The 23,233-nt window shown below is 53.0% G+C and carries 22 protein-coding genes; 11 read left to right on the plus strand and 11 right to left on the minus strand.

Annotation, left to right across the window (positions count from 1 at the left end; genetic code table 11):
- Positions 1-22 precede the first annotated feature (22 nt).
- The 10 genes from QWY30_RS01420 to QWY30_RS01465 form a co-directional block, all read right to left on the minus strand.
- Positions 23-1,396 carry an MmgE/PrpD family protein gene (locus QWY30_RS01420; RefSeq protein ID WP_290237565.1) on the minus strand — a complete coding sequence of 458 codons (1,374 nt, stop codon included), beginning with the start codon at positions 1,394-1,396 and terminating at the stop codon, positions 23-25.
- A gap of 29 nt (positions 1,397-1,425) precedes the next feature.
- Complete coding sequence (locus QWY30_RS01425; RefSeq protein WP_290237566.1) at positions 1,426-2,610, minus strand: acyl-CoA dehydrogenase family protein; 1,185 nt, start codon at positions 2,608-2,610, stop codon at positions 1,426-1,428.
- Between the two features lie 12 nt (positions 2,611-2,622).
- Entirely contained in the window at positions 2,623-3,423 is an 801-nt protein-coding gene (locus QWY30_RS01430) for an enoyl-CoA hydratase/isomerase family protein (RefSeq protein ID WP_290237568.1), read from the minus strand.
- Positions 3,420-4,586, minus strand: coding sequence for a CaiB/BaiF CoA transferase family protein (locus QWY30_RS01435; protein ID WP_290237570.1), 1,167 nt, complete (start codon positions 4,584-4,586; stop codon positions 3,420-3,422). The genes QWY30_RS01430 and QWY30_RS01435 overlap by 4 nt, the downstream gene beginning before the upstream one ends.
- A 92-nt stretch (positions 4,587-4,678) precedes the next feature.
- Positions 4,679-5,368, minus strand: coding sequence for an MBL fold metallo-hydrolase (locus QWY30_RS01440; protein ID WP_290237572.1), 690 nt, complete (start codon positions 5,366-5,368; stop codon positions 4,679-4,681).
- 34 nt (positions 5,369-5,402) lie between these two features.
- Complete coding sequence (locus QWY30_RS01445; RefSeq protein ID WP_290237574.1) at positions 5,403-6,467, minus strand: tartrate dehydrogenase; 1,065 nt, start codon at positions 6,465-6,467, stop codon at positions 5,403-5,405.
- Between the two features lie 44 nt (positions 6,468-6,511).
- Positions 6,512-7,384, minus strand: a complete 873-nt coding sequence (locus QWY30_RS01450) for an isocitrate lyase/PEP mutase family protein (protein ID WP_290237576.1) — start codon at positions 7,382-7,384, stop codon at positions 6,512-6,514.
- A 20-nt stretch (positions 7,385-7,404) separates the two neighbouring features.
- The gene (locus QWY30_RS01455; RefSeq protein WP_290237578.1) at positions 7,405-9,036 is read right to left on the minus strand and encodes an amidase; all 1,632 of its coding nucleotides are present in this window, start codon (positions 9,034-9,036) and stop codon (positions 7,405-7,407) included.
- Entirely contained in the window at positions 9,033-9,755 is a 723-nt protein-coding gene (locus tag QWY30_RS01460; RefSeq protein WP_290237580.1) for a substrate-binding domain-containing protein, read from the minus strand. The genes QWY30_RS01455 and QWY30_RS01460 overlap by 4 nt, the downstream gene beginning before the upstream one ends.
- A gap of 101 nt (positions 9,756-9,856) precedes the next feature.
- On the minus strand, positions 9,857-10,798 hold the full coding sequence (locus QWY30_RS01465) for a LysR family transcriptional regulator (protein WP_290237582.1): 942 nt from the start codon (positions 10,796-10,798) through the stop codon (positions 9,857-9,859).
- A gap of 102 nt (positions 10,799-10,900) precedes the next feature.
- Here QWY30_RS01465 and QWY30_RS01470 point away from each other — a divergent pair, with 102 nt between their 5' ends.
- Genes QWY30_RS01470 through QWY30_RS01480 form a run of 3 tightly spaced genes read left to right on the plus strand, consistent with a single transcriptional unit; the run spans position 10,901 to position 14,159 of the window.
- Positions 10,901-12,307 (plus strand): MmgE/PrpD family protein, encoded by a 1,407-nt coding sequence (locus QWY30_RS01470; RefSeq protein ID WP_290237584.1) that lies wholly within the window; start codon positions 10,901-10,903, stop codon positions 12,305-12,307.
- Between the two features lie 53 nt (positions 12,308-12,360).
- The gene (locus QWY30_RS01475) at positions 12,361-13,041 is read left to right on the plus strand and encodes a DUF1007 family protein (protein ID WP_290237586.1); all 681 of its coding nucleotides are present in this window, start codon (positions 12,361-12,363) and stop codon (positions 13,039-13,041) included.
- Positions 13,042-13,055: 14 nt separating this feature from the next.
- Complete coding sequence (locus QWY30_RS01480) at positions 13,056-14,159, plus strand: nickel/cobalt transporter (RefSeq protein WP_290237587.1); 1,104 nt, start codon at positions 13,056-13,058, stop codon at positions 14,157-14,159.
- Here the strand turns inward: QWY30_RS01480 and QWY30_RS01485 are convergent, their stop codons facing one another.
- Positions 14,160-14,525: a Fur family transcriptional regulator gene (locus tag QWY30_RS01485; protein WP_290237589.1), complete on the minus strand. Its 366-nt coding sequence runs from the start codon at positions 14,523-14,525 to the stop codon at positions 14,160-14,162. It lies immediately after the preceding gene.
- Positions 14,526-14,852: 327 nt separating this feature from the next.
- Here QWY30_RS01485 and QWY30_RS01490 point away from each other — a divergent pair, with 327 nt between their 5' ends.
- The 8 genes from QWY30_RS01490 to QWY30_RS01525 all read left to right on the plus strand — a co-directional run bounded on the left by QWY30_RS01490 (position 14,853) and on the right by QWY30_RS01525 (position 23,233).
- Positions 14,853-15,659, plus strand: a complete 807-nt coding sequence (locus tag QWY30_RS01490) for a metal ABC transporter ATP-binding protein (RefSeq protein WP_290237591.1) — start codon at positions 14,853-14,855, stop codon at positions 15,657-15,659.
- A 62-nt stretch (positions 15,660-15,721) separates the two neighbouring features.
- Entirely contained in the window at positions 15,722-16,549 is an 828-nt protein-coding gene (locus tag QWY30_RS01495) for a metal ABC transporter permease (protein ID WP_290237593.1), read from the plus strand.
- Positions 16,549-17,484 carry a metal ABC transporter substrate-binding protein gene (locus QWY30_RS01500; protein ID WP_353958787.1) on the plus strand — a complete coding sequence of 312 codons (936 nt, stop codon included), beginning with the start codon at positions 16,549-16,551 and terminating at the stop codon, positions 17,482-17,484. Before QWY30_RS01495 ends, QWY30_RS01500 begins: the two co-directional genes overlap by 1 nt.
- A gap of 76 nt (positions 17,485-17,560) precedes the next feature.
- Entirely contained in the window at positions 17,561-17,776 is a 216-nt protein-coding gene (hemP, locus tag QWY30_RS01505) for a hemin uptake protein HemP (RefSeq protein WP_290237595.1), read from the plus strand.
- Positions 17,777-17,838: 62 nt separating this feature from the next.
- Positions 17,839-20,136 carry a TonB-dependent hemoglobin/transferrin/lactoferrin family receptor gene (locus QWY30_RS01510; RefSeq protein ID WP_290237597.1) on the plus strand — a complete coding sequence of 766 codons (2,298 nt, stop codon included), beginning with the start codon at positions 17,839-17,841 and terminating at the stop codon, positions 20,134-20,136.
- Between the two features lie 45 nt (positions 20,137-20,181).
- On the plus strand, positions 20,182-21,264 hold the full coding sequence (locus QWY30_RS01515; protein ID WP_290237599.1) for a hemin-degrading factor: 1,083 nt from the start codon (positions 20,182-20,184) through the stop codon (positions 21,262-21,264).
- Positions 21,261-22,163, plus strand: coding sequence for a heme/hemin ABC transporter substrate-binding protein (locus QWY30_RS01520; RefSeq protein WP_290237600.1), 903 nt, complete (start codon positions 21,261-21,263; stop codon positions 22,161-22,163). The genes QWY30_RS01515 and QWY30_RS01520 overlap by 4 nt, the downstream gene beginning before the upstream one ends.
- Complete coding sequence (locus QWY30_RS01525; RefSeq protein WP_290237603.1) at positions 22,160-23,233, plus strand: FecCD family ABC transporter permease; 1,074 nt, start codon at positions 22,160-22,162, stop codon at positions 23,231-23,233. The genes QWY30_RS01520 and QWY30_RS01525 overlap by 4 nt, the downstream gene beginning before the upstream one ends.

Genomic DNA, 23,233 nt, shown 5'->3' on the forward strand with positions numbered 1-23,233 from the left:
CATCATCGGCCTGTGCAGAGCTCTATTTCCCAAAGAGACTTTGCACACTGGGGAGACTGTCAAGGTTGGCAATGCGGTCATACAGCCCATCGTCCGCACCGTGCAACCCTGGATTGACGGCTTTGCCAGTCGCGACGCAGTCCAGGAATTTCGCCTTGAGACCCGCGGCATCGATTGGATTTTTCGCATTGCCCAATGGGAAACGGATTTCACCAGAATCGAATTTCTGACCACTTTTTGTCTCGATGACGACGCGATCCGTGAAAGCGAAGGCGGGCTCGAGCGGGCATGCGGTATCCACTGTCGTGATGGAGACCTTGCCGTAGAGTTCGGATACATCCGGACGGGTGGCAAACTCGTCCGTCAATTGGGACAAGCCGACCTGACGCGCGACGACCGCGGAGGCGACGGCAAACTGCGCGCTGAACTTGGCCTCAAGACCGGTGACGGGATGTTTGTTGCGCAACATCGAAGCCTGAGCGGGTCCGATTGTCAGGTGAACCCGGCTAATGTCGTCAGCCTTGAGGTTTTCACGTTCAACAATCTCCAGCACGCCGTCGATGGTGCGGTGACTCGAATAGCACACTGGGTAGCGCTTGATTGACAAGCCGCTATCCAGAATTCTTAAAGTCTTTCCAAGGGTGTCGGCAGGACGCTTGAGATCCGCACGACCCGACAGGGAGAGCGCAAACAAATAACCCGCCGGGTGTTCAAAGATATCGGGTGCCGAGGTCATGCCGAGCTTGGATAAACGCACGGCGTCAATACCGTGCGAGGCTGCGCGGCCCGCATGAAAAGGTTTAGTCATCGTGCCAAAGTTGGCGACCAGACCACTCGCTAGACTGGCTGAGATGGCGAGTGCTTGGCGCGCGTCCTCGACTGAAAGTTTGTTGAGATAGGCGACAGCAGCCGCTGCACCGACCGCGCCGAATACCCCAGTGGGATGCCAGCCTTTCAAGTGGTACTGCTCGGGTTCGCGACTCACGAGCTCGGCCCAAACCTCATAACCGACGATATAAGCGCGTACCGCGTCCAGTCCAGAACTGTTCAGTCTGTGCCCTTCGGCCAGAATAGCTGGAACCAGAACGGTGCTGGGGTGACCTGAAATCGCGACATCGTCATAGTCCAACGCATGACCTGCGACCGCATTGATAAAAGCAGCTTGAGCCGCGGGATGCATTGTGCCCAAAAAGGGCACGGGCGCCTCGGCGGGTGTTGTGGCTTGTTCAAAAAACTTTCGCACGATCTCGACGACTGGCTCGCGATGACCCGCCATCATCGTGGCAATGGTATCGATAAAGCCAGTTTTGGCGACGGCGTATGCGGCTTGCTCCTGACCGCCAAAGGTCGGCTTCGCGACGAACTCGGCGAGCGCCTGCGTTAATCCTGTTGTCATCTTTGTCTCCTGCACGAATTTTTGAATGATTAAAACGAGCGTGGCATGCCCAGCATGTGTTCGCCGATATAGGAAAGCACCAGATTGGTGGAAATCGGCGCAATCTGGAATAGTCGTGTTTCACGCCATTTACGCTCAACATCGTATTCCTTGGCATAACCAAAGCCGCCATGGCATTGCAGGCACGCTTCCGCCGCATGCCAGGTGGCATCAGACGCGAGCAATTTACCCATGTTGGCTTCGTCACCGCAGGGCAGGCCCGCATCAAACAGCGCAGCAGCGCGTCGCAACACCAGATCAGCCGCTTCTGTTTCGGCATGGGCGCGCGCAATCGGGAACTGCACCGCCTGGTTTTGACCGATAGGACGATCAAAAACGCGACGTTCGTTGACGTAAGCGACAGCGGTTTTGGCGAACCACCGCGCATCTCCAATCGCTTCGGCCGAAACCAGAATGCGCTCGGCGTTCATCCCGTCGAGGATGTACTTAAAGCCTTTACCTTCCTCGCCGATCAGATTGTCGGCAGGAATTTTCAAGTTGTCGAAAAACACTTCAGTCGCATGGTGATTGACCATGGCTTTGAGGGGACGGATATCGAGTCCCTTGCCCAGACCATCACGGATATCAAGCAGGAACACAGACAAGCCATCGCTTTTTTTCTTGCACTGGTCTAGCGGCGTCGTACGCGCGAGCAACAACATCAAATCAGAATGCAGTGCGCGTGAGGTCCATACTTTTTGACCATTGATAACATAATGATCGCCTTGACGCTCCGCACGTGTTTTGAGTTTGGTGGTGTCCGTGCCTGAAGTGGGCTCGGTGACGCCAAAGGCCTGCAAACGTACTTTTCCAGAGGCGATATCGGGCAGGTATTTCTTCTTTTGCGCTTCGCTGCCGTGACGCAAGACCGTACCCATGGTGTACATCTGCGCGTGGCACGCACCGGCATTGCAGCCCGAAGCGTGAATCGTTTCAAGAATCACTGCCGCCGCGCGCAAAGGCATGCCGCTGCCACCGTACTCTTCGGGGATCAACGCGCCAAGATAACCCGATGCGGTCAACGCCTGGACGAATTCAGTGGGGTAGGCCAGAGTTTCCTCAAGGCCTCGCCAGTACGAGCCAGGGAAATCCGCACAGACTCGTTTGACACCTTCGCGGATCTCGGGGTAGTCCTCACCTGTCTCGATGGTGATATTTTGTTTTGGGTTTGCCATGTGATGCTCCGCTTAACAGCCTTTGAAGTTCGCTTTACGCTTTTCGTTGAATGCCGCGACACCTTCCATCCGGTCTTCGGTGTCGATGAGGTGGTTGTAAGCCTCGATTTCGAAACGGAACGCTGTACGCAATTCCATTTGACCGCCATAGCGGACAGACTTCTTGATTTGGCGCACTGAAAGTGGGGCATTGCCCGCAATCACCTCGGCCGTTTCAATAGCTTTGCCCAAGACTTCGCCCGGCTCCAGTATGGCGTTGATTAGGCCATACTCGCTCGCTTGAAGCGCCGTAAAGGGCTTGCCGGTCATCAGGATCTCTTTGGCGCGGCGCTCGCCGATCGCGCGAGGCAAGTTCTGTGTGCCACCCGCGCCCGGCATGATGCCAAGCGTGACTTCGGTCAGCGCAAAGCGCGCGGCATTGCTGGCGTAGATAAAGTCGCACGACAGCGCTAATTCCAAGCCTCCCGCATACGCATGACCATTGACCGCCGCGATGACAGGCACCGGCAAATCCACCAGCGTCCAGTACATCCGTTCGAATAACTCGTGCTGCAACGTCCATTGACGCTTGGTCATGCCGTTGCGCTCTTTCAAGTCACCACCGGCACAGAAAATCTTTTCACCCGCGCCCGTCAATACGATACAGCGTACGTCACCCGCATCGGCCGTCAGCCTGTTCCAGAGATCCAGCAAGTCGTGACCCGTTTGCGTGTTGATCGCGTTGCCGACCTGAGGACGGTTCAGGGTGACTTTGAGCACATGCGTGCTCACCATTTCAGTTGCAATAGTTTCGTAAGTGGGAAAAGTACTCATGTTGCCTTCCTTTTGGAGATCAATTCAGTGTGTTCGCCGAGTTTGGGTGGCGCGGCGTAAGGTTTGGGTCTGACGCCATCGAAACTAATGGGCAAACCGATAAAACGCATGCCTGTACCAGGAACGTCTTGCATTAAGCCAAGTGCCTGGGTTTGAGGGTGCGCAACCATTTGCGCGAGATTGTTAACCGGCGCGCAGGGAACGCCCGCTGCCTCAAGTCGCTCGACCCAATAGTCGGTAGGTTGGGTGGCAATAATGGCGTCAAGCATCCCGTAAAGCTCGGTTTGGTTTTCAACGCGACGCGGATTGTCGATAAAACGGGGATCAGTCGCCCACTCTGGTTTGCCGACTGTGGTGGAGAGCGCCTTGAAAAGCGCATCGCTGCCCGCGGCGATCACGAGTTCGCCATCACTCGTCATATAGCCTTTGTAAGGAACGATGCCCGACGCACCAGAGCCTTGTTTGGCGGCGACCTCACCGTTTGAAAGGTATTGTGCGGCAAGCAGTGAGACCCAGGTGGTTGCCGTTTCATAAAGTGAGACGTCGATGACTTTGCCGACGCCGGATTGTTGCCGTTCGAGCAGGGCAGTCAGGATACCAATGATCCCCCACATGCCTGTTCCCATGTCAACGATTGAGGCGCCGACGCGTACGGCAGGACGTCCAGGCTCGCCCGTCGTACTCATGATGCCGCCAAACGCTTGCATCAGGGGGTCGTAACCTGGTCGGTCCTTGAGCGGTCCCACTTTCCCAAACGCACCCAGATTGCAGTAGATCAGACGAGGTTGTCTGGCCAATAGACTCGTGGCATCCAGGCCCAGCTTTTCAACATGACCCGGGCGAAGGTTTTGAATGACGATATCGGCATGCTCGCAAATGTATTGCTTGAGCTCTTCGATTTGTTGTGGATCACGCAGATCGCAGACCACGGATTTTTTATTGCGATTCAGGGCCTGAAAAAAAGGTGAGGCGCCCTCCCAGAATGGGGGACCCCAGCGACGAGCATCGTCACCGTCGGATTTTTCAATTTTGATCACCCGGGCACCGAGTTCACCCAGTATTTGACCCGCAAACGGCGCGGCAACACTGTTGCCCAATTCGATAACCACGAGACCGGCAAAAGGACCGGTTCGGAGACTTTCTTGCTGCGTAGACTCAGACATTTTTGATTTACTTTTTGAGTGGTTTGTCCTCCCAAAATTATGTCACGAATTCATCCACCCCATAGCCGAGAACGAAGCTGGAATCCGCGAATCTAGCGCAAAATCAATTCAATCGATGGTGGTTCGTCCCAGATCCAGTTGCCATTGCGTCGGAAAATCTCGGGAAAATGTCCGGGCACCACGATATCTGTTCCCTCGCAGATCTCGGCGATCGAGCGGCGCGAGTCCTCGGTCGAACCAAAACACATGTCGCCGACTTGAGCGAGTACCTCTTTGGGATACTTGACGGCATCACCGGCTAGAACGACTCGGCGACCGTCCTCTTGGGTAAATCGCAGCGCCTGGCAGCCTGTCGTGTGACCCGGAACCTCGAAGTGTTCAATGCCAGGTGCGATCACACCCCGCTTGGGCAGCGTGCGCAAATCAAAATCGGCCAGTAATTCATGGATTTTCCAGGGGATAAACAGATCATCCGGATGCGGGTTGCGCGCATAGCCGAGCTCGGTTTCACCGACCGCGACGGGTACGCCCTTAAATAAGTCCAGATTCTGACAATGATCGAAATGCAGGTGCGAGAGAAACACCAGATCAATGTCCGTGGGTGCAAGACCGCGTTCTTTCAAACCGTTGATGAGACCTTTTCTGACACAGTAATGTCCCGTGTCAAAGAGAATGCGCGTACCGTCCTCTGCCGTCACCAGTGCGACATTGCACAGACCAAAAAAACCACCTCGAAAACTCAGGCTGTTGCCTTTGATGAGTAACTCGTAACGCGCATGCATGATATTTTCCTTGGAACCGACAAACTCTGAGGTGTTAGTTCAGCTGCTCGCAAATCGCGGCTGTGACTTGGGCGGTCGTGGCCAGACCACCGAGGTCGCGCGTGTGCAGACGAGGATTGGCTGTTACGGCTTCGATGGCCTTCATCAGGCGCTTGGCCGCAGCCTCTTCGCCCAGGTGTTCGAGCATCATCACAACGGACCAGAAGGTGCCGATTGGATTGGCCAGGCCCTTGCCCATAATGTCGAAGGCCGAACCGTGGATCGGCTCGAACATGGAGGGGTAGCGGCGCTCGGGATCAATGTTGCCAGTCGGTGCAATCCCCAGGCTGCCTGCAAGTGCGGCAGCCAGGTCGCTCAGGATGTCGGCATGCAGATTCGTGGCCACAATCGTGTCTAGCGTGGCGGGGCGGTTGACCATGCGCGCGGTGGCCGCATCAACCAATTCCTTGTCCCACTTCACATCAGGAAACTCTTTGCTGATCTGAACGGCGATTTCATCCCACATGACCATGGCGTGACGTTGCGCATTGGACTTTGTGACGACGGTTAAGAGCTTGCGTGGACGTGACTGCGCGAGCTTGAAGGCATAGCGCATGATGCGCTCGACGCCCGCACGGGTCATCATGCTGACATCGGTCGCGACTTCGATCGGGTGACTTTGATGCGCGCGACCACCCACGCCGGAGTACTCGCCCTCCGAGTTTTCACGCACAATGACCCAGTCGAGCTGTTCAGGTGTGCAGCGCTTGAGCGGAGCATCGATGCCGGGCAAAATCCGTGTCGGACGCACGTTGGCGTACTGGTCGAAACCCTGACAGATTTTCAGGCGCAATCCCCAAAGCGTGATGTGGTCCGGGATATGCGGATCGCCCGCCGAACCAAACAAAATCGCGTCTTTATTGCGCAAAGCATCCAGCCCGTCTTCCGGCATCATCACGCCGTGCTGTCGATAATAGTCACCACCCCAGTCGAAACTCTCGAACTCAAATTTCAGCGACTGATCTTTAGCCGCGATGGCTTGGAGCACTTTTTGGCCCTCGGGGATCACTTCTTTGCCGATGCCATCACCTGGAATCGCGGCGATACGATATGTCTTCATGGATGAGTCCTTAGTTTGATCTGAGTAAGAGTGTGGAAGAGGCGTCAAGGCTTGTCGCCGGTTTCGTAGCGTTTACCCCGCGCGAGCAGCTCTGGAGTGCCAATGACAGCATTTAAACCGTCAAAATCAAGCATTGCGCTTTGAAAAGCGCGTGTGCTGCCGGTCGCCTTGAGGCTGGCGTAATAGTTTTGCAGCAGGTGCGCGACTGCCCGGACTGTTCCGCCCGGAAAAATCGCAATCGAATATCCGATGGCCTGAAGTTCTTCGGCGGACTTCACGGGTGTCTTGCCGCCCTCAACCATATTGGCGAGCAAGGGGACGCGGCCCGCGAAACGTTTGTTGACGATTTGCATCTGCTCGTCGCTACGCACCGCTTCGATAAAAAGAATGTCAGCGCCTGCTTCAAGATAGCGCTCTGCGCGCTCAATCGCGGCATCGAAACCTTCGACCGCCACAGCATCGGTACGGGCCATGATAAGGGTATCGGTAGAGTGCCTTGCATCGGTCGCGGCTTTGATTTTTCCGACCATTTCCTGAGTGGAGACCAGACTTTTCCCATCAAGATGGCCGCAGCGCTTGGGAAAAGATTGATCCTCAAGCTGGATGATGTTGGCACCACAACGCTCAAAGCCGCGCACAGTGCGCTCAGTATTCAGCGCGTTTCCAAATCCAGTATCGGCATCCACAATTAACGGGACTTGAACCCGGTCCCTGAGTTGTGCGACCTTTTCACTGACTTCTGTAAAAGTCGTTAAACCCACATCTGAGCGTCCGAGCGCGGTGTAGGCAATCGATGCTCCCGATAGGTACAGCGCTTCGAAGCCAGCTTGTTCGGCTAGCGCAGCGGAGAGTGCGTCATACACACCGGGTGCCAGCAAAATTTCAGGGCGTGCGAGTCTAGCCTTGAGTGCGTGCATGATTGATTCCTGTCGAAAACTTATTGGCCGGAGCGAAAAACGTTGGCGGGTTCATCGAACCAGTTTCTGTTTTTGCGCAGGCGACTGGTCATTTCGAGTGCATGGGGTGCGGCTTCGCAGAGGACTTCCATCAGTGCATCGTCCAGTTTGAGCCCGGCGTTTGCGGCCATGCGTGCCGCAAAGTCGCGTGTGCGCGCGTCGCAGTGGGAAGTGTCGGGCGTGAGATCTGGGGCGACAAGCGGCGGTGCAGGTTGACCAGGTTTGAGAGTGGGGCGCTTGTGCCGCAAACCAATCGCTTGTTCAAACGCATGACCGGCTTTTAATACGAGCGCATCGGTTTGAGGTGCCCCGACGATTTGCAAGCCCATGGGCAGACCCGAAGCGTTAAACCCACAATTGACCGAGACGGCTGGTCCGCCAGTAATGTTGGCCAGCACCTGTGTATTGGCTTTGCGCCAAAAAGTGATGGGCCGATGCGAAGTGATGGGCTGAGCAGGTCCAAAGCCTGGCATTAAAAGCAAATCAAATTTTTCATAGATTGGCTTCATTTCCTCGAGCATGCGTTTGTGCTCGCGTGTGGCTGCGAGGAAATCAAGCGACTGGAACATCACGGCCGGCAAGATACGCGTCAGGAAATCGCGTCCATAATCATGGGGACGTTCGGTGAGTCCCTGTTGCTGAACGGCAAAAATTTCCGTTTCAGCAATGACCACTTTGACATCCATATAGTCTTGCATGGGGCGCAAACGGCAATCCTGTACCGATGCACCCAGATTTTTGAAAATTGTGACCGCATTATCGAGCGCCTGACGGTGTTCTTCGCTGGCGACAAGATCTTCTTCCCATACATAGCGCAACACACCTACACGCAAGCCTTTCAGGTCTTGTCCAATACTGGCCGCATAGTTAGGAATAGGCTGCTCAAAGCTATTGCCGTCGGCGGGGTCGTGCCCAGCCATTGCCTGTAACATCAATGCACAGTCCTCAACGGTCCAAGCCATAGGTCCGCAGTGATCGAGGGTAAAAGAGTTGGGCATGACGCCGACACGACTGACCAGGCCTGAGCTCGGCATAAAGCCTGCGATGCCGCACAGAGAGGCTGGCCCCCTGATCGAGCCTCCAGTATCCGTACCCAAGGCCGCACCCACAAAGCCGGCAGCGACCGCAGCACCCGAACCACTGGAAGACCCACCTGAGAAACGCGTGAGATCCCAGGGGTTTCGCACAGGTGGCCAGGGGAGGTCCAAAGAAGGACCGCCATGCGCAAACTCATGGGTATTTAACTTGCCCAGCAGAACCGCACCGGCTTCGTAAAGCTTTGAGACGACCTGACAATCTTGAGCAGGAACGTGTTGTTGAGCAATCCGCGAGCCGCCTGTGGTCAGGATCCCCGCTGTCTCATAGATGTCCTTTGCGCCAAAGGGGATGCCATGCATCGGACCGAGGTAGCGACCGGCCATGATCTCGCTTTCAGCGGCTTTAGCCTGTTGGCGGGCGAGACCGAAAGTGGGTGTGATGAAAGCGCTAATCTGGTCATCCAGTGATTCAATCCTGGTACTGAGATGGTCGACGTACTCCACAGGCGAGAGTTTTTTGGCTTTGATCTGCCGTCCTGCCTCGGCGATCGTCAGGAAATGCAAGTCTGCGTTCATACTGGATCTAGTCCTTGTTGTGCAAAGGCGCGCTTGGCGTCAGGGGTCTGCAAGAACGCAACGAAAGTCTGCATGGCATTGAGTTGCGGGCTTTCATTAAAAATACCCGCCGAAAAGATGGTGGATTGCTGCACGGCAGGCGGAAGTTTGGCAAAAATGTTAATGCCGGGAACTTGCATCAGCTCGCTCATTTGCTGCACGGCAATCTCGACTTCGCCTTTTGCCACCAGTTCACCTGTCAAGCCTTCGGCAAGCACGATTGCTTTGGCGCGGACTTCTTCATCGAGTCCCAGGCGCTTGATGAGGCTGGCGAAATACATACCGCTCGCACCTTGTTTGGAAAAGGCGATCGAACGCGCGGCGCGTAATGTGGAGACAAAAGCCTCTTGTGTAGAAATGTCGGGCACGGGGGAGGAGAGTGCTACTGCCATCGCGACATCCGAACTGACAAGATCCACTCTGGTGCCCGGTTTCAAAATATTTTCACCGATGAGGTCGTCGATTGAGCCCCCCACTGCCAACAGCATGTCAGCGCGTCTGCCTGCGCGTATTTTTTCAAGGAGCTGTGCAGTGGCACCATATTTGATGGAAATATTGATACCAGTCGCCTGGGTAAACACCGGAATCAGTTCTTTCAAGGCGTTGCGTAACGCCATGGTCGAAAGAACGTTCAGAGAAGGGGCGGTCGAAGCGGAGGACTGGGACTGAGAGAGTGTCATGGATGAGTTGTCTCGTTTGTGATGAACGCTAAAGTCGTTGCGTGTTTTTTATCGTAAAAACTTCACTCAGAATCTTATATCTTTTAATGCTCCGTTATCTGTTAATGCTCCGTTTTACTCAGTGCCTGAGGATCAATATCCTCAATGATCGATTTCAAGTAGTCCACGAGCACTCTGACCTTGGCCGCCAGAGTGCTGCGCGGGAGGTGCACGACAGAGACCTCCGGACCGGCGACCACATACTCTGACAGAATGCGCTGAATCTTGCCGGAACGCAGGGCGTTTCCCGCGATAAAGTCGCTCACCATCACAATCCCGGCGCCGGCGATTGCCGCCTCGAGCAGTGATTCTGCATTGTTGATGTTCAATGCGCCCGACACCACTTTTGTGAAATCCTGACCATTTTTGCTGAAACGCCACTCCCTGTGATCTCCGGACATTGGAAGCAAATAAGCGAGGCAGTGGTGGTGATCCAAGTCATCTGGCGAGAGCGGCGTACCATGCCGAGCCAGATATTCTGGAGAGGCGTAGGCAGCGAAGCTCAGATTGCACAGCCTGTGTGCCACGACCCGCTCGTCTGTGATCGGGCCGATCTGAATGACCGCATCGACAGCCTCATAGGTCAGATCAACCTGACGATCACTGAGTTCGATATCGATGCTCAGTTCTGGGTAGCGCTGGGTGAACTCCCACATTTTTGGGACGATGACGCGCCGTCCAAACCCGACAGGCATTTGCAGGCGCAAGCGCCCTTTAGGGGTGGCGGTCGTGGCGGTGACTGCGCTTTCAGCGTCTTCGATCTCTGTGAGGATTTGTCTGCAGCGCTCAAAAAAACTTGCTCCCTCTCCTGTTAAGTTCACAAGCCGGGTCGAGCGAGTCAGCAACTTGACCCCAAGTTCTTGTTCCAGACGGGCAATGGATTTACTGATTGCGGAGGAAGTCAGGCCAAGTCTCTGGGCCGCCAGAGTAAAGCTACGTGTTTCTGCAACTTTGACAAAAACGAGGAGAGCATTCAAATTTCGCATGGACGACAGTGTACTCATGAATCAAATTCAGCAATAGCATTTTATTCTAGCGAATTGACCGTGGAAACATCAGTCGTTAGCATCGGGAATTCAACATTAAGCTGCATTTGATTCAAAACCATGGAAAATCATCCCGCCTCCCTTTTGCCCGGCGCGACCCAAGCTCTGGCAGAGTTCGCCTCTTCTATTGAATATGGTGACATTCCCGCCGAGGTGATTCATCGGATGAAGACAAGCTTTCTGGATAGCGTCGGATGCTGCCTGTTTGGTGCGACACTTCCCTGGACGCAGCGTGTCCAGGCCATGATCGAAGAGGAGGGTGCCCGTCCGGTCGCCTCCATTTTTGGCGCGGGCGTTAAAACCTCGGTTGCGGGCGCTGTGCTGGTCAACGCCACTGCCGGCCACGCATTTGAGCTGGATGACATCCATAAAGAGTCCATCGTCCATGCCGGTTCTATCGCAACCCCCGTTGTCGTCGCGCTGGCCGAACAGATGGGCTGCAAAAGTGGCCAGAAATTATTAACCGCTATGACAACGGGCTATGAAATCGGGACGCGTGTCGGAAATGCCGCCACGATGGGACTGTTTTTCAGGGGCTTTCATCCTCAAGGTGCCTCGGGTGTGTTTGTCGCCGCAGCGAGCGCCGGCAAGATGCTGGAACTCGACGCTTTGCGCATGCAACATGCACTGGGTATCGTAGGATCTCAAGCCGGTGGTTTGATGGCCGCTCAGGAGGGAGCCATGGTCAAGCGATTCCACTCCGGACGTGCCGCCCAAAGCGGGGTCTATTCAGCCTATTTGGCCAAGCGTGACTTTACGGGGATCACCGATGTGCTGGAGGCGGGCTATGGCGGCTACCTGAGTTCTTATTCAAATACGCCGAACGCCGTCAGATTGACCGAGGACCTTGGACGTGTCTGGGAAACGGCTAAAGTGGGCTACAAACCCCATGCCTGCGTCACAAGTATTCACTCCGCGCTTGATGCCTTTGCTCATTTGTTGCGCGTGAATCAACTGACGCCCGATGATGTGAGTCAGGTCGATATTGGCATGAGTCCAATGACCTACACGCACTGCGCCTGGGAGTACAAGGCGCAGGGCGTCACAGCCGCGCAGATGAATCTTTATTATGGAATCGCTGTCATCGGTTTTGACGGAATGGCCTTTGTCGCGCAATACGCAGAAGATCGGCTGGCAGACCCCAAAATCATGGATTTCATTAAAAGAATCCATGCGCGGATTGATCCTGAAATCGAGGCGATGGGACCGGCTTATCGGCATGCGGCGCGCGTGACCATCACCGCACGGGATGGTCGACAATACAAGCATGAGATCTTGAATCGTAGGGGGAGTCCGGAAAACCCTCTGTCGCATGACGAAGTGGTATACAAGTTTCGTAATGTGGTCGCGTCTTGTTTATCCGGCAAAGATATTGATCGTGTGATTGCACTCACCGAGCAACTCGACACCACAACGGACACCTCGGAGCTCTTTGGTTTGCTGGCCGCTGCACGCAAGAGTGACTGATATTCCAAGTGTTTAACCGGTGTCCTGATGATGAATAGGTAAATATATTGAAAATGATGAAGCTGAAAAAAATATTCGCCGGATTGATTTTTGTTTTAGCGCAATCTTTCATGGTTCCTGCCGCACAGGCGCATCCACATATCTGGATTGAGGGCGGGATAGAGCTTGTCTTCAATAGTCAGGGCTACGCCTCCGGGGTGCGTCAATCTTGGCTTTTCGACGAACTTTTCTCTACGTACGCGTTGCAAGGCATGCCTCGAGACAAGGCAGGTCAAGTGCCCAGCGCAGAGCTCGAAAAGATCACAAGCGAGTGGATGGCTGCGCTGGCAGACCCCGAATCTCACTTCTTTACAAAAATCACGCTCGCTGGAAAACCACTCACTTTTGGTGCGCCTCGCGATGCGCGTTCGACGTGGGATCCCAAAGCCAGTCAACTCGTGCTTTCTTTTGAGTTGCCGATCGATCCCCCTGTCAAGATCGATGCCAAAGGGATCGAGGTTGATATTCAGGACCCCAGTTATTTTGTAGCTTTTGATTACAAGGGTGGGGTACGCGCATTCAAAGGAATCGGTGCACCTGCGCAATGCAAATTTGGATACATGCCGCCCAGACCGCTGGACCCCAAGACTGAGCGCTTGCTTTGGTCCATTCCTCCAACCCAAAAAGAGTTGCCAGAGAATCTTCGTGAAGCAGTCCGTCAACTTTCTCACCAATTCACTGTGAAATGCCCGTGACCAACCATATCTCCATGCGAACTCGTTTTCTTCAAGCAGGTCTGTTCATTTTTCTCGTGCTTCTAGGCATGGGACTCTCAGACCTCGCGCTTGCACAATCTGCGCATCCTTTTGCGACTCCAGAGCAACGCCTGAATGTCCCCGCCACCGGCTGGTTCGCCGAGTTCAGTGGTCAGATGGCGGCTTGGCAGGGACAGTTTTATCGCCAACTGACGGGTGCCGTCCGCGCGTGGAAACAAGATGGCTGGGCTGCATGGCTGTTGCTCGGACTTTCGTTTGGCTATGGTGTCTTTCACGCACTCGGTCCTGGCCACGGAAAAGCTGTATTGACGGCCTATGTTCTGGCCAACAAAGAAACGATTCGCAATGGTGCGTTGCTGGCGATGCTTTCCGCCTTTCTCCAGGCGTTCGTTGCGATTGGATTGGTCGCGATCGCAGCCGGTCTCCTTCAGGTCTCGGGTGTCGCGATGAATCGCGCGACCTGGTGGCTTGAGCTTGCGTCTTACGCCATGATGGTGGCGTTGGGTGTCTGGCTTGTTTTTAAACATATCCTTAGACCTTTAGCCTATTCGTTGACTAAAAAATCCGAGCATTCAACTCATGCGAGCCATAGCTGTGACCATGATCACGGTCATGGTCATCAGCACGTGCATGATCATGCACATGCACATGCTCATACTCATTCTCATGCTCATGGACACGAACACGGGCACGCGCATGTTCACGATGAAAGCTGTGGGCATGTGCATGTGCCCGATCCCGCCCTGATTGCCGGTCCAATGAATTGGTCCAAAGCAGTTTCAGCGATTTTGGCTGTGGGTCTTCGCCCGTGCTCGGGGGCGGTTTTTGTGCTGGTGTTTTCTTTAGCGCAGGGATTTTTTGTTGCGGGTATCGCCGCCGCACTCGCAATGGGGCTTGGCACCGGCTTGACGGTGGCCGCGTTGGCTTGTTCCTCTTTATGGATCAGTCAGCTCGCCATTCACACATCTGGGGGGCCTCAGCGAGTGCTTGGGCGAATCATCATGCTGTTGCTCCAGGCGCTTGCTTCTCTGGCTGTATTGGCGTTTGGCCTGCTCTTGCTGAGTGCCGCGCTTGGCTCGGGGACGACAGGCAACTAATCAGCAGTCTTTGCATCGCCCGTAAAGCGTCAGATCATGGTCTTCAACTCTAAAACCTTTTGGAGCCAGCATCGCCAAATCAGACGGGCATGAGTGGATATCAAACACTCTTTGACATTGAGTGCATTGAAAATGATGGTGATGTCCATGACTGCCCATCTCAAAGCGTGGGTTTTCACCGGGTAAAACGACCTGCCGCAATGTGCCGTCCTCCACCATGGCTTTGAGGTTTCGATAGACCGTCGCGATTCCAAGGTTAGGAACATGACGCGCAGCAAGGTCGAGTACCTCTTGGGCAAGCAAAGGACGAGCCGCAGTTTGCAGGGCTTCTTTGATCGCAGAGCGTTGACGGGTGGCGCGTTCCATATTCGTTAATGATAGTGTATTATCATTATCATTGCTAGTGATCATGCTGATCTCTTTATTCCCTTTTTCCCTTTCAATTTATTAAAGTACTTTGGATGCCACACGACTCAAAGTCTGCTCAGTCGCCCACGCATACACATGCACATGGTCATGATCATTCACATGGTCAATCGCATGGTCATACGCATTCGCACGTCTCAACCAGTCCCCCTCAATCAGTTACAGACTTGAAAAGTCCTGTTTTAATGGGGCTGGCAGAAAGGTTCGTTTGGGTGTCTTCGTTGATCGCTGTATTGTGGCTGTTTGTTCTCTGGGCGTTGCACACAAATGGCTGACGCGCAGGCCCTCGCAACACACTCAAATGCGATTGAAATTCGTAATTTGACACTTGCCTACCAAGGGCACCCGGCCGTGCACCATTTAAGCGGCGCATTCGAGTCTGGCTCGTTGACTGCAATCGTTGGGCCCAATGGCGCCGGTAAAAGCACATTGCTGTCAGCTCTGTCAGGTCAAAAAACAGGCATAGAAGGCACGATTGCCTTCACCTCGGCGATTCATTCCAAGCAGGGACGGCCTTCAAAGCTGGCATATCTCCCCCAACAGTCTGCGATCGATCGCGAGTTCCCCGTGCGGGTGCTGGACGTTGTCGCGCTCGGTGCCTGGCGCGAACTTGGAAGTTTTCGTCCTGTCTCGACTGAAATTCGCGCCCGAGCTTCTGAAGTGCTTGCGGCGGTTGGACTGATCGGATTTGAACGTCGTTATATTGGCGAACTTTCCGTTGGTCAACTCCAACGCGTTCTGTTCGCCAGATTGCTGATGCAGGATGCAGAGATTATTTTGCTCGACGAGCCTTTTAACGCCCTCGATACCCGCACGGCCGAGGATTTACTTGGGGTTGTGCTGAACTGGCATCGACAATCGCGCACTGTGATCGCGGTGCTTCACGATCTGGAAATGGTGCGTCAGTATTTCCCACAGACTTTATTACTCGCACGTGAAGTGATTGCTTGGGGTGAAAGTACGGAAGTGTTGACGCCTGAAAACTTGAAACGTGCGCGTCAAACAGCCGAATACTGGGATGACCGCGCGCCTTGGTGCGTACGTCCCCCGGAAAATGGGAGCCGAGGCGGATGATGCTCGAGTGGATAACAATACTTCACAGCTGGTTCATCGCACCGTTTGCCGAGTTTGGATTCATGAAGCGGGCATTGATCGCTTGTGTGTCGATTGGACTGGCCTGTGGACCGATCGGTACGATTCTTGTGCTTCGCCGTATGAGCCTTGCGGGTGATGCGATTGCGCACGCGGTATTGCCGGGCGCGGCGGTAGGTTTCATATTTTTTGGTTTGTCATTGCCTGCCATGACGATTGGAAGTTTCGTCGCGGCTGCGCTGATGGCGCTCGTGGCGAGTCTGGTTTCCAGGTGGACCAGTCAAAAAGAAGACGCCAGTTTCGCTTCTTTTTACCTGATCGCTCTTGCGCTTGGCGTATTGTTGATTTCGACCTCAGGCAGCAAGGTTGACCTGTTGCATTTCTTGTTTGGGAGTGTGTTGGCGATTGACGCCGAGTCGCTGCTGATGATCGCTGGTGCATCGACTTTCTCACTGTTGCTATTAAGTGTGATCTGGCGTCCGCTCATGCTCGAATGTTTCGATCCAGGTTTTCTGCGTTCAGTGGGCGGTCGAGGAGCGATCGTCCATCAGCTCTTCATGTTGATGGTGGTGCTGAATTTAGTCTCGGCCTTTCAAGCGCTCGGGACACTGATGGCAGTGGGCTTGCTGATGTTGCCCGCAACGGCTGCGCGATTCTGGTGTTATGGCGTTGTGGCTCGGTCATTGCTCGCCGCAGCTTTTGGCGCCTTCAGTGGTGTGTTTGGTTTGCTTGTTTCCTATCACGCCAACTTTCCCTCTGGCCCATCCATTGTGCTGGTCGCAGGTGTTTTTTACCTCGCCTCGCTATGTCTTGGCACGCGTGACAGCTTTAGATTAATTCTATTTCCTACTCCTCAACATAAGGAATCGTGATGTTCCAAAGATTCTTGATCAGAGCCCGAATTATTGTCTTAATGCTTTTAGTTTCAGGCGCTGCACCCGTATTCGCGAATGAGCCTCTGCCCGTTGTGACGAGTTTCTCTATTCTTGCAGACATGGTCAAACAAGTAGGCGGACCGCACGTGGCGGTCACCAGTCTGGTGGGTCCGAACTCCGACGCCCATGTGTTTGACCCAACCCCTGCAGACGCCAGACGCCTCGCTGCGGCAAAGCTTGTGGTTGTCAATGGTTTTGGATTTGAAGGATGGATGAACCGTCTCGTCAAGTCCTCTGGATATCAAGGACCTGTGGTGACTGCCACCAAAGGTGTTAAGTCCATTCCTATGGCGAAAAGTGATCATGATCACGGTCATAACCATGCGCATGCCGCCCCGGATCCTCACGCCTGGCAGAGTTTGCTGAATGCTCGCCAATATGTCGAGAACATCAAAGTCGCACTGGTTGCTGCGATACCTTCTCAGGCAGCTGATATTCAGGCCCGCGCCGCGGAGTATTTAAAACAAATCGATAGTCTTCAAAAAAGCACACAGGAACGCATGGCTGCCGTGCCGATTGAGCGACGTCGCGTGATTACGTCTCATGATGCATTTGGATATTTTGGGCGTGCGTACAAGATCAGCTTTTATCCATTGCAGGGTTTGTCCACTGGCAGTGAACCCTCAGCAGCGGATGTCGCACGCATCATTAATGAAATCAAAAAAAATAAAGTCACCGCGATTTTTGCAGAAAATATCTCTGATCCACGTGTGCTTGAGCGCGTCGCCAAAGATACGGGTGCCAAGATTGGTGGCACGTTGTTTGCAGACGCCTTATCCGAACCCGGTCAGGGCGCAGATACATATTTGAAGATGTTCGAACACAATGTGAATACGATTTTGGTCGGCATTTCTGCTTCTGCCCAACCTTGATCGCGGAGAATCTTCGTTAGCATTTTGTTGCAATTAATTTCATTAGATGAGAATCATTATCGTTTAGAATCCTCTCATGGATAAACGTATCGCTCATCTTTATCACGCTACTGAATCACCGCATCATCCCTTAACAGGCCACTCAGGCCCGGATAAAGTTCCTAGCGGGACTGTTTTGCGGATCACGAGTCAAAAGCTGTTCGCGGGCGCCCTTGAGTTGGAAATCACGCATCAGGGTGCTCAGTATCGGTTACGTCAGACGGCTCTAGGCAAGCTTATTCTGACCAAATAGTTTTCTCTGTTGCACAAGCCAGCCATCGCCAGCCAGTGCCTAAATTCATTTAGGACACCCCTATGCTGCGCAATCATCATGCTGGACCATTACAGGCACGTCATCTCTTATCTAAGCGAAGTCTCACCTCAGGTTTTATTACAGGCCTGACTTGCAGTATTACCGCTGGTTTATACGCAAGTCCTGCAATCGCTCAAGTCCCCGGTCACTCCATCACTCAACTTAAAGAAATGACGGTGAGTGCTTCGCGCGGAGAACGTCGCATAGAGGAAGTGCCAGCTTCTGTCACCGTTATTAGCGCTGAAACCATAGAAAAAGAGGGCGCTCGTGACTTAAAAGACATCTTTCGCAATGAGCTCGATGTCACCGTACCTTCGGGTCCGACCCGTTTCAGTCATGCAGGGACCTCGACTGGTAGATCGGGTAACCAGGGGATCAATATTCGCGGTCTCGGTGGAAATCAAGTGTTGATGCTGATCGACGGGATTCGAGTACCCAATGGTTTTTCTTTTGGTTCGTTTAATACAGGTCGCGGAGATTACCTGGACATCGATGGAATCAAGTCTATCGAGGTGCTGCGAGGACCCGCATCGACACAGTATGGCAGCGATGGTATTGCAGGTGCTGTCAGTTTTCGCACACTCGATCCCGCTGATTTATACAAAAAAGATAAAAGCCAAGGCGATGTCAGCAATAGGGGTAGCATGGGTGGATTTGCGAGAACAGGTTACGCCAGTATCGATCGTTCCTGGTCCAGTTCGCTTGGGTTCGCAGGGGAACGAGGTCCTTGGCAAGGCATGATTCTCGGTAGTTTCCGCCTTGGCCACGAAATCATCAATCAAGGGACGAACAACGCACTCAACATTGATCGGACTGCTCCGAATCCCGTTGATTACAACAGCCGGTATTTATTGGCAAAAGCGATACTTTCCATCGATACCCATCAGCAGTTAGGGCTCACACTCGAGTCCCAGCGACGCACACAAGCCACTGATGTTTTTTCTGCCAGAGCGGCTCAACCGCTCAGACCTCTGGGCACCTTGAGTTTTTCTACATTGGATCGAATCAATCGCGACCGCGTATCACTTGAACATCGTTACAGCGATATGAGTGCGGCTTTTATCCAAAAGGCAGAAACCCGTGTTTATTGGCAGGATGCACAAATCAATCAGTTTGCGACAGAGGAGCGCTACCGTGCACGCGAACGGACACGTGACAATACATATCAAACAACAGTATTAGGTGCCGCAACACAGTTTGAAAGCAACATCACGAAATTTCTCGATCAGCGACTTACTTACGGCTTGGACTGGAGTCAGGCCAATATCCAAGGTGTACGGGACGGCACAGTCCCTCCCTATGGCGGCGTATTCCCTGATAAACCCTTTCCCGACACGACCTACACGCTGAGTGGTGCGTTTGTGCAAAGTGAAGTCGAGTTGGGAGATTTCAGCATCACACCCGGGCTACGTTTTGACTATTACCGTATTGCACCCTCTACGAATTTCAATGGTCCACACACCCCAAAAGGTAGGCACAACAACGCACCCGCAACAACGGATGGATACGCCTTGACACCGCGTTTAGGCATTGTCTGGTCCATGCATCCGATGTTCGCACCCTATGCTCAGTATGCCCAGGGATTTCGCGCACCGACGCCTGATCAGGTCAACAATGGTTTCAGGAATCTCGCCTCAGGCTATACGAGTATTGGTAATCCTGACTTAAAGCCTGAGTACGCGGATAGTTTTGAAATTGGAGTGAGGGGGTTTGACCAAAAAGTCAGTTATTCACTCTCCGTTTTTGACAATTACTACAAAAATTTCATTAGTCAGCAAATTGTCGGCGGAGCAGGTCGACCATCGAATCCTACGGTTTACCAGTACGTCAATCTGACAAATGCGCATATTCAGGGGCTGGTTGCCAGAGCTGACTGGAGATTTGAAAAAAACTGGAGTCTCGAGTCAGGTTTGGCATATATGAAGGGAGACTCAACAATTCGAGGGCGTAAACAACCTCTCGACTCTATTCAGCCTTTCAAGATCTTGTTGGGTCTTCGATATGACCAGGCAGAGTGGGGGGCTCGAGCAGATTGGATCTGGAATGCGGCCAAGAGTCCTTCACAAATCGCACAGTCATCGCCAGAACAGTATGCCACGCCATCCTATGGCACGCTGGATCTGGGGTTCTTTTGGAAACCAGCGCCAAACTTCACGCTCAACGCCAACGTAAACAATGTGTTTGATACCAAATACTGGCGCTGGTCCGATGTAAGCGGTTTATCCAATCACAGTGCGATCAAAGACGCGTACACAGCACCTGGTCGCAATATCCAATTGTCTCTGCGGTTCGACTTTTGATCTCAGAGACTCATTTCCATTCACGATCTATAGCAGGAGTACATCATGACTCAAACCCATGAGACGATACGCGCAGCTTTTGCAGCAATGCGCCGGGACGGACCACGCAGACATCGCGATATTGCAAAAATATTGATGATTTCAGAGGCTGAATTACTGGCCGCACATTGCGGTCAGTGTGCTCACGAGGAGAGCGTCACACTCCATGCAATTCGTTTGAGTGAACAATGGGCGGAGCACATCTCGAGCATGGAGACCTTAGGTGCAGTCATGGCTCTGACCAGAAACGCATCATGCGTGCATGAAAAAATGGGTGTCTACACTCCGGTGAGTCAAACAGGGGATATAGGGCTGGTACTTGGGACTGCCATTGATCTGCGTATTTTCTATAAAAAATGGCATGTTGGCTTTGCTGTCATTGAAAAAACTGCGCGCGGTGTACAGAAAAGTCTTCAGTACTTTGATCAAGCTGGCGTTGCGATTCACAAGATATTTTTACTTCCTGAGAGCCAAAGCGACGCTTTTGAATCTTTAATAGATCGATTCATTGACCCTGAACAGTCACCCGGTGTGTCTATTTGTTCCCAATCACCCAGCAAGCCAGAGTGTAGCGACCAGGAGATCGATGTTCCGGCTTTACAAAAAGATTGGATCGGTATGCGTGACACACATGATTTCTTTTTGTTATTGAAAAAACATGTCGTATCGAGATTACAGGCGTTTCGTCTGATTGGCGCAGACTATGCGTTTTCTGTCAGGCCAGGTGAGTGCCGACGGGTGTTAAGCGTTTGTTCAGATAAAAAAATACCTGTCATGGTATTTGTCTCCAATCCAGGTGTGATTCAGATTCATACCGGAGCGATTCGTAATATTTCTGTGTCCAATGGATGGTTAAACATCCTGGACGATGATTTCAATCTGCATCTTCGCCAAGATCAAATCGCCAGTGTTTGGGTTGTTCGCAAGCCGACAGTCGATGGTGTAGTCACTTCCATGGAACTGTTTGATCATTCGGGAGAAGTCATCGCAATGCTCTTTGGTCAGCGTAAACCTGGCTTTCCAGAAAATATTCAGTGGCGTGCGTTGCTGGATGGGCTGTCGACTTCGAGCAGATTATGCGCCGCATGACACCTTCCCGATTTCCAGAAACATTGGCATTTTTGATGAGGAGAAGGGCTCTCAGCCGTCTGGGTACGATTGGTGCGTTGGCGCTTAGCCCACAATTGCATGCCGGACATTCGAACGATAGAGTCCTCCGTATCGTCTGCGCTGGAGGGGCGTTAACCGAGATTATTTATGCGCTGAAAGCAGAACATTGTCTTGTTGGCGTGGACGCAACGTCTACCTATCCTGTGGAGGCGCTATCCTTGCCGCAGATTGGTTATGCACGCAGCCTTTCAGCAGAGGGTGTGTTGGCGCTCAATCCAACGCATGTGTTTGCAACCGAAGAGGCAGGACCAACGTCTGTTTTGCGCCAGATCGCTTCTGCCGGTGTGTCTATCGAGCAAATGGACTCTGGATACCGATTTGAAGGTCTTATCGAACGTATTACGCGTATTGGAAAGTTGCTCAGTCGGGAGTCGCAGTCTAGCCTGGTGAGTCAGCATCTACAGCTTGAATGGGAGCGAGTTCTCGCATCGTTCGCCATGACTGAGTTGCCTCCTCCGAGAGCGATATTTCTCTTTGCTCATAGTACCAATCGCTTGCTGGCAGCAGGGACGCATACGGGAGCGCATGCCATGATGACGTATACAGGTGCGATCAATGCCGTATCAGGATTTTCTGGGTACAAGCCTCTTACCCCAGAGTCACTGGTAGCCGCCCAACCAGAGGTGTTAATGCTCACGGAGCAAAGTGTGCGTGCCTTGGGTGGTCTTGCGAATGTTTTTAAACTTCCTGGCGTCAGTCAAACACCTGCAGGTCGAAATCGACGTATCGCTTCAATGGATGCAAGTTTATTGCTTGGCTTTGGTCCGCGTCTACCTGCTGCAGTGCAGATGCTGCACTCAAAATTGATTGGATCATGAGAACAACCAACTCAAGGGTAGTCCACCCAAAGATCGTTCACTTAACGATCTCGTTTGCGGTAGTGTTGGTGAGTCTGTTGTTTGCATTACAAACCGGTGCCGTCAGCGTCGATTGGAACGATTGGCTCAACTTAAGGACGATTGCGTTTTCTTTTGTTGGTGGGGATCTTGCCCACGTTCTAATAGATGGAGATTCGTATGTACTCTGGTATCTGCGAATGCCACGTGTGTTGTTAGCCGTGCTGATAGGGGCTTGCCTGGGACTGTCAGGGGCACTTGTACAAGGTTTGTTTCGCAATCCCTTGTCAGATCCAAGTTTGCTGGGGGTGACAACGGGAGCTGCTTGTGCGGCTGCCATCACAATCGTTGTGTTCTCTGAACTCACTACTTCTGTATCTGCGAACGTTAGATTTTGGCTATTACCCATTGTTTCTTTTTCAGGCGCTTTTTTGACCTGCATGTTTTTAAATGTCAGTTCTAGATGGTTGACGCCAGGTTCTATCGCGGGGCTTCTATTGCTAGGGATTGCATTGAATGCTCTCGGAGTGGCCATTATTGGTTTGTGTACCTATCTTGCGACAGATGAACAATTGCGTAGCCTGTCTTTCTGGACACTTGGGTCATTGGCTGGCGCGAGTTGGACAATGGTTTTAGTAGCAGGGTTTTTACTTACTGGCGCTTTTCTTTGGGCCCGCTCATTGGCATACCGTCTCAACGCGCTGAGCCTAGGTGATGTCACCGCCTCTCATCTGGGCGTGGTAGTGACGCGCTTGCGCTGGACTGTATCAGTTTTGGTCGCATTATTGGCGGGGCTGGCTGTTGCATTTTGTGGGGTGATTGGTTTCGTAGGTTTAATCGCGCCTCATCTGGCGCGTTCGCTTGTCGGATCCGATCAGCGTGCGCTTTTACCCTTTTCGCTACTATTCGGATCGTTACTTATGCTAGCTGCAGATACGATGGCTCGAACGGTAGCGATACCCGCCGAGATACCTGTCGGAATTTTTACTGCACTGTTGGGTGGTCCGTTTCTAATGCTTCTATTGCGCACTAAGCGTCATCAAGTTGGGTGA

This window comes from Zwartia panacis, assembly GCF_030410395.1.
GTDB lineage: Bacteria > Pseudomonadota > Gammaproteobacteria > Burkholderiales > Burkholderiaceae_B > Zwartia > Zwartia panacis.

Bases quoted from the DNA above. Each gene is read 5' to 3' on its own strand.
- QWY30_RS01420 (WP_290237565.1), bottom strand. From the start codon at position 1,396: ATGACAACAGGATTAACGCAGGCGCTCGCCGAGTTCGTCGCGAAGCCG.
- QWY30_RS01425 (WP_290237566.1), bottom strand. From the start codon at position 2,610: ATGGCAAACCCAAAACAAAATATCACCATCGAGACAGGTGAGGACTAC.
- QWY30_RS01430 (WP_290237568.1), bottom strand. From the start codon at position 3,423: ATGAGTACTTTTCCCACTTACGAAACTATTGCAACTGAAATGGTGAGC.
- QWY30_RS01435 (WP_290237570.1), bottom strand. From the start codon at position 4,586: ATGTCTGAGTCTACGCAGCAAGAAAGTCTCCGAACCGGTCCTTTTGCC.
- QWY30_RS01440 (WP_290237572.1), bottom strand. From the start codon at position 5,368: ATGCATGCGCGTTACGAGTTACTCATCAAAGGCAACAGCCTGAGTTTT.
- QWY30_RS01445 (WP_290237574.1), bottom strand. From the start codon at position 6,467: ATGAAGACATATCGTATCGCCGCGATTCCAGGTGATGGCATCGGCAAA.
- QWY30_RS01450 (WP_290237576.1), bottom strand. From the start codon at position 7,384: ATGCACGCACTCAAGGCTAGACTCGCACGCCCTGAAATTTTGCTGGCA.
- QWY30_RS01455 (WP_290237578.1), bottom strand. From the start codon at position 9,036: ATGAACGCAGACTTGCATTTCCTGACGATCGCCGAGGCAGGACGGCAG.
- QWY30_RS01460 (WP_290237580.1), bottom strand. From the start codon at position 9,755: ATGACACTCTCTCAGTCCCAGTCCTCCGCTTCGACCGCCCCTTCTCTG.
- QWY30_RS01465 (WP_290237582.1), bottom strand. From the start codon at position 10,798: ATGAGTACACTGTCGTCCATGCGAAATTTGAATGCTCTCCTCGTTTTT.
- QWY30_RS01470 (WP_290237584.1), top strand. From the start codon at position 10,901: ATGGAAAATCATCCCGCCTCCCTTTTGCCCGGCGCGACCCAAGCTCTG.
- QWY30_RS01475 (WP_290237586.1), top strand. From the start codon at position 12,361: ATGATGAAGCTGAAAAAAATATTCGCCGGATTGATTTTTGTTTTAGCG.
- QWY30_RS01480 (WP_290237587.1), top strand. From the start codon at position 13,056: ATGCGAACTCGTTTTCTTCAAGCAGGTCTGTTCATTTTTCTCGTGCTT.
- QWY30_RS01485 (WP_290237589.1), bottom strand. From the start codon at position 14,525: ATGGAACGCGCCACCCGTCAACGCTCTGCGATCAAAGAAGCCCTGCAA.
- QWY30_RS01490 (WP_290237591.1), top strand. From the start codon at position 14,853: ATGGCTGACGCGCAGGCCCTCGCAACACACTCAAATGCGATTGAAATT.
- QWY30_RS01495 (WP_290237593.1), top strand. From the start codon at position 15,722: ATGAAGCGGGCATTGATCGCTTGTGTGTCGATTGGACTGGCCTGTGGA.
- QWY30_RS01500 (WP_353958787.1), top strand. From the start codon at position 16,549: ATGTTCCAAAGATTCTTGATCAGAGCCCGAATTATTGTCTTAATGCTT.
- hemP (WP_290237595.1), top strand. From the start codon at position 17,561: ATGGATAAACGTATCGCTCATCTTTATCACGCTACTGAATCACCGCAT.
- QWY30_RS01510 (WP_290237597.1), top strand. From the start codon at position 17,839: ATGCTGCGCAATCATCATGCTGGACCATTACAGGCACGTCATCTCTTA.
- QWY30_RS01515 (WP_290237599.1), top strand. From the start codon at position 20,182: ATGACTCAAACCCATGAGACGATACGCGCAGCTTTTGCAGCAATGCGC.
- QWY30_RS01520 (WP_290237600.1), top strand. From the start codon at position 21,261: ATGACACCTTCCCGATTTCCAGAAACATTGGCATTTTTGATGAGGAGA.
- QWY30_RS01525 (WP_290237603.1), top strand. From the start codon at position 22,160: ATGAGAACAACCAACTCAAGGGTAGTCCACCCAAAGATCGTTCACTTA.